Source organism: Streptomyces sp. NPDC029014, from assembly GCF_055564695.1.
In genome coordinates this window covers 128,738-138,843 of sequence record NZ_JBVHVT010000009.1, presented here as the reverse complement: position 1 = coordinate 138,843, position 10,106 = coordinate 128,738, and the positions used below count along the sequence as shown (strand labels likewise).

Here is a 10,106-nt window from a genome sequence, read left to right as displayed (position 1 = left end):
CTCGCCCACTCCCCGGCAAGCTCGACCCAGCCGAAGGGGGAGGTGGGATGCCACTGGAGCGTGGTGTTCGCTGCTTGCCCGTCGGCAACAACCCCCCCCCGGCGGCCGGGGACAGCTGATCGCCGCCGGCCTGACCGCGACCTCACCGCGCCCGCCTCGCCGGAACGGCCGGCGCCCGCCTCGCCGGACTCTTCCCCCCGCAGTCCGCGGGCAGTTGGGCCCGCATCCGGCCCGTGCAGGCGACGGAACTGTGTCCGGCCGAAGGGAGGGAGCGCTCTGGACGCTATCCTTCCGAGGTCGCTGTGCAGCGCCCCACCGACCCGGGCCCGCGTACCTTCCTCCAGCCCGTCGCCGACGGCCTGACCACCATCAAGGTCGTCCATGAACCCTGCGGTTCCCGGCCGGGCCAGCGCTTCCTCATCGACCTGATCCCCCGGTGCCCGGCCCCGTCTCCGAACGCATCGCCCCGAGAGCCACTGCCCCCGTCAGCGCGAGGCCCGCGCGACCGCTGGGGTAACCCCCAGCCTGCAGGTCGGCCGACGCGCGGGGCAACGGCAACGGGCTGTCCCGGACGGGCCCGAACCGTCCGGGCACGCCGGGGTCGTGTCCGGACGGCGACCCGGACACCCGCGATCGGTACGGCCGCAAGCACACCGGCCCCGGCGACACCGACACCCCGCCCGCTACGTGAACCTCGGCCCCGCCCCGCTGCCCGGTCCGTCGCCGGACAGCAACCCGGACACGGCTCCGACCAGCCCGGACACGATCAGACTGTCCGGGACAGCCCGTTGCCGTTGCCCCGGCCGTCACGGGTCAGCAGAGTCTGTGGTGCACGGCCGGACCGGACGATCGCCGCCGCGCACGGTCAAGGGCCTCCGGCCGGCTGCCGACACCCCCTGACACCACCTGCACGGGCGAGCCGTGGGCCGCTGCGTGTCGCCGGGCATCCCCTCAGGCCGGCCCGAAGGCGCCCGCCACCCCGCACCAGGAAGGAGCGAACCGGTATGCCCGAACGATGTCCAACCGGTCCACCCGGTCCACCCGGTCCACCCGGTCCACCCGGTCCACCGGCCCGAGGCGATGCCGTGCGGGTGGCCGCGCACCCTCCCGGAACCCGTGCGGTGCTGGACGAGATCAACGGGCTGTGGCACGTCCCGGACCTGCTGCACGACGGGCCCGACCGGCTCCGCGCGGGTCTGCGCGCACTCCACCTCGGCGGCGTGTGGGCCGCGGCGCTGGCGTGCCCGCGGACCGGGTTCGCCCGCACCGCGCTGCTCGTGCGCCGGCACGACCCGCAGGCCTTCCACGTCCTCCACATGAGGAGGGGGCGGGCCACGCTCCGCACCGCAGGACGCCAGACCGGGATCGAGGCCGGCCAACTGCTGCTGGTGGACAGCTCCAGCACCTACAGCGGCCGCTTCGACGACCCGGCCGGGGCCCACTCCTGCGTCATCGTCCAGATCCCACGCGCCGCACTCCCGTTGCCGCCGCGCACCGTGCTGCGGCTCCAGGGTGCACCCGTCCCCCTCGGCCCCGGCCTGGGCGGCGCGCTCGCACGCTGGCTCGCGGACATCACCGGCCGCCCCCACGAGTTCGCGCAGACCGACCTCTCCTGCCTCGCCGACACCACCACGACCCTGGTCGCAACGGTGCTCGCCGCCGCGGCCGGTTCCGTCGAGGGCCTGGACCCCGAAGACCGCCGACGAGCGCTGCGGACGCAGATCCGCCAGTTCATCCGCCGCCACCTCGGTGACCCCCTCACCCCGCAGAGCGTCGCCGCGGCACACCAGCTGTCCCGCCGTAGCCTCTACGCCCTCTTCGAGGAGGACGGCCAGACCGTGGCCGCCTGGATCCGGCAGGAACGGCTGGAACGGTGCCGGCGCGACCTCGCCGACCCCCGGCTGGCAGGGCGCCCCATCCACTGCATCGCCGCACGCTGGGGCTTCCCGGACAAGGCGCATTTCAGCCGCCTGTTCCGGTCCGTGTACGGGGCCCCACCGCGCGAGTTCCGCCGGCGGGCGGCGCCGCACGGATCGACAACCACCCTGCACCCGCAGACAACGACAGCCCGGCAGGCGTCCAGCACCCTCGTTGTCGGAGGCGCCGTTCGCGGCGAGCGGCCGTGAGCCGGTGCCCCGGCCCATCGATCCGATCGTGAAGGAGCGAGAGACATGCGTACGACGCTTGAGAGGCTGGGCGGCAGGATGCTGGACCGCCTGGTGCCGCGCGTGGACGCGTCCGCCGCCGAGGCGGCCTGCACGTGTTACCAGTGCGTCCAGGGCTCGTCCGGCTGCGCCTCGACCGGCCACCGGTGGTACAGGAAGCAGCCGTGTGGCGGCGGCCCCTGGACCTTCGACCGCTGCGCGAACTGCAGTGCGGGCTCCGGGTACTGCATCTGACGGACGCCCGTTGCCGCCGTTGCCGCCGTGCGGCGGGTGATCCCCGCCGCACGGCTCCCTTACCACCCTGTCTGCCGGAGGCAGTGCGATGGAGTACCTGGTTGCGGGAGCCCGCGGACTGCTGGGGTTGGTGTTCCTGGTGTCCGTTGCCGGCAAGGTCGCCGGACGCTCCGCGTTCACCGCCTTCGCCGGGTCCGTCCGGTCGTTCGGCGTGCTGCCGCCCGGCCTCGTCCACCCGGTGGCCCGGACGGTGATCGTCGGGGAGGCCATCGTGTGCTGCCTGATGGTCGTACCGGTGCGGGGCGCCGCGGCGGCCGGATTCGCGGTCGCCGCCGTCCTGCTGGTGGCGTTCACCGCGGGCATCACGGCCGCCGTACGGCGGGGGGCCGCCGCTCCCTGCCGCTGCTTCGGCCCGTCGACGACACCGCTCGGCACCCCGCACATCGTGCGGAACCTCGTCCTCTGCGCGGTCGCCGTGGGCGGCGCCGGGGCGCTCGCCGTACCGGCCGCCGCCGACGCCCGGCCGGGCGGTGCGGCGGTGGCCGTGGCGGCTGTCGCCGGGCTGATCGCGGGGATCGTGGTGACCCGGCTCGACCACCTGGTCGCACTCTTCCGGCCGCTGCCCGCCGGTGTGCGGGCCGGCGCGGCCGCACCCGTACGACACCGGAGTGCCGAGCATCGGCAAGCCGAGCAGTCGCAAGCCGAGCAGTCGCAAGCAAGGAAGCAAGAGGACAAGGAGCCCTCATGCCCGTCCTGATCGCCGTCGTGGCCCTCGTCGGAACGCTGTGCACGTTGAACCTGGTCCTCACCCTCGGCGTCGTCAAACGGCTGCGGGAGCACACGGAGCTGCTCGGAGCCGTGCAGGGAGACCCCGTCAGTCTCGAAGTTGGGCAGGAGGTCGGGGAGTTCGACACCTCGACCGTGGGCGGGGATCCGCTGGTGCGCGATCTGCTGTCCGGGCCGGTCCTCTTCGGGTTCTTCTCGCCGACCTGCGAGCCCTGCAAGGACAAACTCCCGCGGTTCGTCGAGTACGCGCGGCGCGAGCCCGGCGGTCGCTCCTCGGTGGTGGCGACCGTCGTCGGCGACGCGGACGCGGCGTCCCGGTTCGTCGCCGAACTCGGGCAGGTCGCGCACGTCGTCGTCGAGGAGTCCGGCGGTGCGATGGGCACCGCGCTCGGCATCCGGGCCTTTCCGAGCGTGCTGCGGGCCGACCGCGATGCCGACGGCCGGCTCGTCGTCGTGGACGACGACGTGGCGCTCAGCCGCCCGACCAGCCTCACCGCGTGACCGCGACCGCGACCGCGACCGGGACCGCGACCGGGACGGGGACCGGGACTGCGAAGGCGGCCCGCGGGGCGGGCCTGTCGCGCGTACCCCGGCACGCGGCGACGGCCGTCGCCCTCGCGGCACGCGCGGCTCCGGCGGTCTTCGCCGGCCACGTCCTGCTGACCCTCGCGACGGGTGTGCTGCCCGTAGCGGCGGCCTGGCTGACCAAGCTCGCCCTGGACGGCCTGACCGCCGGCGGTACCCCGACGGGTGCGCTCCTCTCCCTGGCGGCGGGCCTCGCGGGCGTCGGGGTGGTGATCGCGGCGACCGCCCACACCAACGACTATCTGCGCGCGCAACTGGACCGCGCCATCGGCGTGCTGACGCAGGACCGGCTGTTCGCGGCGGTCAACGGGTTCGTGGGACTCGCGCGGTTCGAGAGCCCCGCCTTCCTCGACCGGCTGCGGTTGGCCCAGCAGGCCAGCGCCGTCGGGCCCGGCCAGGTGGCCAACGGGATCCTCGGCCTGGCCCAGGCCGCGATCACCGTGACCGGGTTCGTCGGCTCCCTCCTCGTCCTCAGCCCCGCCATGACCGTGCTGGTGGTGGCCGCCGGGATGCCCGCTCTCGTCGCCGAACTGCTGCTGTCCCGGCGGCGGGCCCGCCTGCACTGGGACCTGGGGCCCACGGAACGGCGCGAGATCTTCTACAGCCGGCTGCTGTCGAGCGTCGAAGCCGCCAAAGAGGTACGGCTGTTCGGCATCGGCGCCTTCCTCCAGGGCCGCATGCTCGCGGACCGGCGCACTGCCAATGCGGCCAGGGCGCGACTGGACCGCGGGGACGCGCTCGTCCAGTCGGGGCTGGCGCTGCTCGCCGCGCTCGTCTCCGGCGGCGGGGTGGTGTGGGCCGTGCTGGCAGCCCGCTCCGGGCACCTCTCCGTGGGCGACATCGCGATCTTCATCGCGGCGGTGGCAGGCGTACAGGGCTCCCTCACCTCCGTCACGGGACACGTCGCCGGCTGCCACGAGGCGCTGATGCTGTTCGAGCACTACCTGGACATCGTGTGCGGCGAGCCGGACCTGCCGGTCGCCGCCGCCCCCGCCCCGCTGCCCGCGCTGCGGGAGGGCATCGAGTTCCGGGACGTGTGGTTCCGCTACTCCGAAGACCACCCGTGGGTCCTGCACGGGGTCAGCTTCCGCCTGCCCCACGGGGCGGCACTGGCTCTCGTGGGGCTGAACGGCTCGGGCAAGTCCACCCTGGTGAAACTGCTGTGCCGGTTCTACGATCCGACGCGCGGAGCGATCCTCTGGGACGGCGTCGACCTGAGGGACGTCGACCCGGCCCGGCTGCGCACCCGTATCGGGGCGGCGTTCCAGGACTACATGGCGTACGACATGACGGCGGCCGAGAACATCGCACTGGGCGATCTCCGCGCCTTCGACGCCACGGAGCGTATCCGCGGCGCGGCGGAGCGGGCCGGCATCCACCACAAGCTGGCCACCCTGCCCCGCGGCTACGACACGCTGCTGTCCCGCAGCTTCACCACGACCTCGCAGGACGGCCGGGAAGCCACCGGCGTCGTGCTTTCCGGCGGCCAGTGGCAGCGGCTCGCGCTGGCCCGCGCGTTCGTGAGGGACGAACGGGACCTGATGATCCTCGACGAGCCGGCTTCCGGGCTCGACGCGCAGGCGGAGGCGGAGATCCAGGAGGCCCTGCGCACGCACCGCCGGGGCCGGACCAGCCTGCTGATCTCCCACCGGCTCGGCTCGGTCCGCGAAGCCGAAGTGATCGTAGTGCTGGAGGCGGGCCGGATCGTCGAACAGGGGAGCCACGCCTCGCTCATGGCGGCGGATGGGCGGTACGCGCGGCTCTTCGCCCTCCAGGCGTCCGGCTACCGGCCGGACGACGCCCCGGCCGCTGCCGCCCACCCCGCGGCTGTTCCCGAAGCAGGCCACCGATGAGGCGCGGCGCCCGCCGGGCGGTGCCCGCCGCCGCGCTCGGCCTGGCCGGCGCCGCCGTGCTGCTGCGGTACAGCCTGATCCGGGTCACCGTGCGCGGCAGCAGCATGGCCCCGGTGTACGAGGACGGCGCCAGGGTCCTCGTACACCGCGGTGGCCGGATCGCGGTGGGGCGGGTGGTGGTAGTGGAGCGCCCCGCGCAGGATGGGGGCCGGCCCCTGCCGCCGGTGGCCCGCGCGGCCTCCCCGCGGGCCGTGGGGTCCCGCCGCTGGATCATCAAACGTGTGGCGGCGGTCCCCGGCGACCCGGCCCCGCTGGACCGCGTACCCGGCCTGGACGGCACGGCGGGCGCGGTCGTGCCGCCGGGCCTGCTCGTCCTGCTCGGCGACAACACGGCGAACAGCCACGACTCGCGCCAGGCGGGGTACTTTCCCCTGGAACGGGTCCTCGGCACGGCGCTCGGGCAGCGGCGCCGGCGGTGACGGTGATGAGGCGCTGACCCCCCGCGACCGGTCCGACGGGCGCGGGGACCACCCCTCAGCGCCATACGGAGGTGGAACTCCGCTTCCGAGACGTGCCGCCACCCGGTCCTTCCTGTCAGATGGGTGCCGAGGCGGCCCCCGCGGTGGAGCCGCGGTTCCCCCGGCGGGCGCCCGCGGTGCCTCCGCCAGCGGCGCCGTCAGCCGCGGACGGGCGCGGTGGGACGGGTCGCGGCCGGGCGCGGGCCGTCCACCCCTTCACGTCCCTCACTCGGGCGCATCGGCCGGATGCGCTGGCAGGCGTGCGCCCGTGGGAGTGCGTAGGTTGGCGGCAGGGCAGGCACAGTGCCTGGCAGTGAGGAGCCGAGGGTTGGTGAAGCCGGAGATCGACTACAGGGCGTTGTTCGCGGCGACGCCGAGTCCGTATCTGGTGCTGGCGCCGGATCTGGTGATCGTGGCGGTCAACGAGGCCTACATGCAGGCGACGGGCCGCAGCCGGGAGGACCTGGTCGGGCAGCACGTGTTCGACGCGTTCCCCGACAATCCCGCCGATCCGGGCGCGGACGGGGTGAGGAACCTCGGCGCGTCGCTGGGCCGGGTGCTGGCCACCGGCGAGACCGACACCATGGCCGTGCAGAAGTACGACATCCCCGAGCCCAAGCGGCCGGGGATGTTCGAGGAACGCTGGTGGTCACCGGTGAACACCCCCGTCATGGGCCCGGACGGACGGGTGGCGTGGATCATCCACCGGGTCGAGGACGTCACCGCCTTCGTACAGTCCCGACGCTTCCGCGGGAAGGGCGGGCGGACGACCGGGCGTGAGGAGGGCATGGAAGCCGAGCTGTATGTCAGGTCCCGCGAGCTGCAACGCCTCAACGAGGAGCTACGGGCTGCCCATGCCCGGGAGCGGGAGGTCGCGGTCACCCTGCAGGAGGCGATGCTCCACTCTCCCGACCTGGCCCGGCACAGCGACGTCGCGGTCCGCTACCTGCCCGCGATCGGCTCGCTGAACGTGTGCGGTGACTGGTACGACACCGTCGACCTCCCCGACGGCCGGTTCACCGTCGCTGTCGGCGATGTCGTCGGCCACGGCCTGGAAGCCGCCACCGTCATGGGCATGCTCCGCAGCGCCCTGTCCGCCGCCTGCCGCGCGGTCACCGGCCCGGCCAGCGCGCTGGAGGTACTGGGCATGTACGCCCGCTCCGTCGAAGGGGCGCTGGCCGCGACCGCGGTCACCGTGCTCGTGGACTGCCGGACCCGGCTGCTCGTCTACTCCAGCGCCGGACACCCGCCCCCGGTGCTGCTGCATGCCGACGGCACGTTCGACCTGCTGGACCGGGCCACCGACCCGCCGCTCGGCGCGCGCCCGGAGCACGTCCCCCGCCCGCAGGCCGGCACCCCCTTCCGCGCGGGCGACACCCTCCTCCTCTACACCGACGGCCTGATCGAACGCCGCGACGAGGACATCGACACCAGTCTGGATCGGCTCACCAGCGCCCTCGCAGACCTGGCCGCCCTCGGCCCCGAACGACTGGCCGACGCCCTCCTCGCCCGGCTCGGGGTCGCCGGCGGCGCCCGCGACGACATCGCCCTCGTCATCGTCCGCCTCTGACCCCGGCCCGCGCCCCTCACTACAAGCAGGGGAACGTCTGGCGGGAGCGCTTCGAGGGCGACACCCTGTGCGTCACGCACGCGGAACGGCAGCGGTGGCGGACCGGGGCAGACATGCAGCGCTGGCTGCTGAGCAGAATGCGTTGCGGGAGGCGCTTGCGACGTTGTCACGCTTCGGGGGAGGGAGGACCGCATGAACGCCGCAGGCTGCCCCGACCGTCACCCTGCCCCCCGACCCTGACCCTGCTCCTCGGTGAGATCTCCTGTCACCCGGCACGAGCCCCCAGCCACAGCAGCGTTGATACGGGCGTCGCGAACTCAGCTTCCTCCCCTCGGGCCGCCGTCCCGGGGGCTCCGCCATGCCGCGAACAGGGCCGTCGCGGCCGTGGCGTATCCGGCCATCTCCTGCGGGCTGGTGTGGCCGACTACGATCAGCACGGTGACGACCGCCAACACGGACAAGAAGACAAGGAAGTCAGCGGGCACCTGAGGCAGCTGACGCCGACGGCGAGAAGACATCGTCACTCCTACGGGGTAGAGCCTGCCGCCGCGCGAGCGTGCCAGCGCCGGCCGCGGCAGATCGCTGCGGAAGCGGGGCACCGACGGTGACCCGCTCTCCATTACGCGCAGCCCTCAGAAGTGCCCCGCACGCCTCTGACACTTTCAACCACCCCCACTCCCTTGACCTGGTGCGAGTACGGTTGACAGCCTTGGCCGCACTGACACTCGCGGACACTTCCTGTCAGGAGAGGCCGGATGCAGCGTCGAGGGGCCAGGGGTGTGCGGATGCCGCCCGTGGAGGAGTTTCCCGCCGGACCGCGAAGGACTCTGCTCGAAAGCCTGCACAGTCTGTACCGGGCGGCCGATACGCCAGGGGTGCGCACCATCAGCGCAGGTCTGGCCGACGGCGACTTCCGGGCCACCATGGACCGGGATCTGGTGTCCAAGGTCCTCAACGGCACCCGGTGGCCCACCGCCTGGCAACTGGAGAGCCTCGTGCGCTGGTTCGCCGGCCGGGCTATCGACGGCAGGGACCCCGGTATCGAGGCCAGCCGCTTCCTGGGGCTGTACCAGCAGGCGGCCGCGGAGGGCGACGGAACGGTACGCGCGCCCGCCCCGTCCCGATCGGCGCTCCTGGTGTACTTCCGCCGCCAGACCTGGTCGGGCGTCCTCCTGCACGACGGGACCGTCCTCACCCAGAGCCTCGACCTGGCTGAGGAATCCGGCCCGCTGAAAGGAGACCGCGTCGAGGTGCGATCCGTCGACAGACCGCAGAACGGGTCCGAAGCGGATGTGGTCATGCGGGGAACCAGCAGGACGAGCTTCACCGTTCTCGCGCCCAGACATCCGCTGCAAGGAGCGGCCGCCGCCACATGGGCTCCCGCGCCACCGATCGGCGGAAGAGTGAGGGCCTACCTGACGCACACCAGCCGCCGTGACAACCGACTCGAGGGCCTGTGGCTGGCCGGCACGGTATTGGGACCGAGCGGCCCCGACGGAGACTGGCAGCTCGACATGACGTTGACCATCGAGCCCAACGGGGCGCGCATCGGTGACGTGGCGGCGGGCGCAGGGGTCCTGGACGAGTCGGGGCGCATGATCGGTGCCATCACCAGGCGCCTGCCGGGCACCAGCTTCTACTGGATGGCACCCGTGGACACCATCGAGCGCCAAGGTGTCTCGCTGCGGCCGCGCTGACAACCCGCTGCACGAGGCGCGTGAGGAGGAGGCGCTGAACCCCGCCGACCCTCGCCACCGTGGAGTGCAGCGGACCCTGGCCCAACTCGACCACGTGAGCATCCCCGAGGAACTGCTGGAGAGCGACTACGAGGACCCCAGCGCACTGGGAAACATCCGGGAGCCGCGGCAACGGCGGCAACGGACCGGGCACTCCTTGTGCAGCAGTGAACCGGGTGTTTGTACGGTCCCTCACACATGCGCGGCATGCTCGCGCACCGCGATCCGAGCCAGCTTCGTCAGCATCATGCCGTTGCGGACGGCAACGAAGTAGTCCACGGGGAGGCCGTGCATCCGCGTGCCGGGGCCTCGGAGGGGGTGCCAATCGAGGGTGAAGAGGGTGTGCTCGCCCCAGGGGAGCAACTCCATGGCGATGCGGGCCGCACCGAAAGGTCCTGCCTTCGCTTCCAGTTGCAGGCGGTGTCGTGGTTCGGAGATGCGGACGACGCAGGTGTCGTCGAGGGTGAGAGGGCCGGCGCCGACGCGGATCTTCAGCCGGGCGCCAGCCTCTGGCCAGTGCGGGTCCACGGCGAGGACTTGCTGGGTTCCGGTCACCCACTCCCCGTAGCGGTGGCCATCGGACAACAGGCGCCAGACTTCGGACGGCGAGCTGAGGATCAGACGGCGGTTCCGGGCCATGATCACGCTCCTGGAGGATG

9 protein-coding genes are annotated in these 10,106 nt (G+C 73.1%); 8 read left to right on the top strand and 1 reads right to left on the bottom strand.

The window, feature by feature from the left end:
• The first annotated feature begins 1,091 nt into the window (after window positions 1-1,091).
• The 8 genes from ACZ4VL_RS07460 to ACZ4VL_RS07425 all read left to right on the top strand — a co-directional run bounded on the left by ACZ4VL_RS07460 (window position 1,092) and on the right by ACZ4VL_RS07425 (window position 9,408).
• Entirely contained in the window at window positions 1,092-2,126 is a 1,035-nt protein-coding gene (locus tag ACZ4VL_RS07460) for a helix-turn-helix domain-containing protein (protein WP_468196961.1), read from the top strand.
• 45 nt (window positions 2,127-2,171) lie between these two features.
• Window positions 2,172-2,399, top strand: coding sequence for a hypothetical protein (locus ACZ4VL_RS07455; protein WP_404241894.1), 228 nt, complete (start codon window positions 2,172-2,174; stop codon window positions 2,397-2,399).
• Window positions 2,400-2,487: 88 nt separating this feature from the next.
• A complete protein-coding gene (locus tag ACZ4VL_RS07450; RefSeq protein WP_468196959.1) occupies window positions 2,488-3,156 on the top strand; it encodes a MauE/DoxX family redox-associated membrane protein in 669 nt (222 codons plus the stop codon).
• Window positions 3,144-3,686: a TlpA family protein disulfide reductase gene (locus tag ACZ4VL_RS07445; RefSeq protein WP_468196957.1), complete on the top strand. Its 543-nt coding sequence runs from the start codon at window positions 3,144-3,146 to the stop codon at window positions 3,684-3,686. Before ACZ4VL_RS07450 ends, ACZ4VL_RS07445 begins: the two co-directional genes overlap by 13 nt.
• Window positions 3,683-5,623 (top strand): ABC transporter ATP-binding protein, encoded by a 1,941-nt coding sequence (locus tag ACZ4VL_RS07440; protein WP_468196954.1) that lies wholly within the window; start codon window positions 3,683-3,685, stop codon window positions 5,621-5,623. The genes ACZ4VL_RS07445 and ACZ4VL_RS07440 overlap by 4 nt, the downstream gene beginning before the upstream one ends.
• Complete coding sequence (locus ACZ4VL_RS07435; RefSeq protein ID WP_468196952.1) at window positions 5,620-6,102, top strand: S26 family signal peptidase; 483 nt, start codon at window positions 5,620-5,622, stop codon at window positions 6,100-6,102. Before ACZ4VL_RS07440 ends, ACZ4VL_RS07435 begins: the two co-directional genes overlap by 4 nt.
• 370 nt (window positions 6,103-6,472) lie before the next feature.
• Complete coding sequence (locus ACZ4VL_RS07430; protein WP_468196969.1) at window positions 6,473-7,711, top strand: PP2C family protein-serine/threonine phosphatase; 1,239 nt, start codon at window positions 6,473-6,475, stop codon at window positions 7,709-7,711.
• A gap of 794 nt (window positions 7,712-8,505) precedes the next feature.
• Entirely contained in the window at window positions 8,506-9,408 is a 903-nt protein-coding gene (locus tag ACZ4VL_RS07425; RefSeq protein ID WP_468196949.1) for a hypothetical protein, read from the top strand.
• 231 nt (window positions 9,409-9,639) lie between these two features.
• Here ACZ4VL_RS07425 and ACZ4VL_RS07420 read toward each other — a convergent pair whose 3' ends face one another.
• Window positions 9,640-10,086, bottom strand: coding sequence for an SRPBCC family protein (locus tag ACZ4VL_RS07420; RefSeq protein WP_468196947.1), 447 nt, complete (start codon window positions 10,084-10,086; stop codon window positions 9,640-9,642).
• Between the last annotated feature and the right edge of the window lie 20 nt (window positions 10,087-10,106).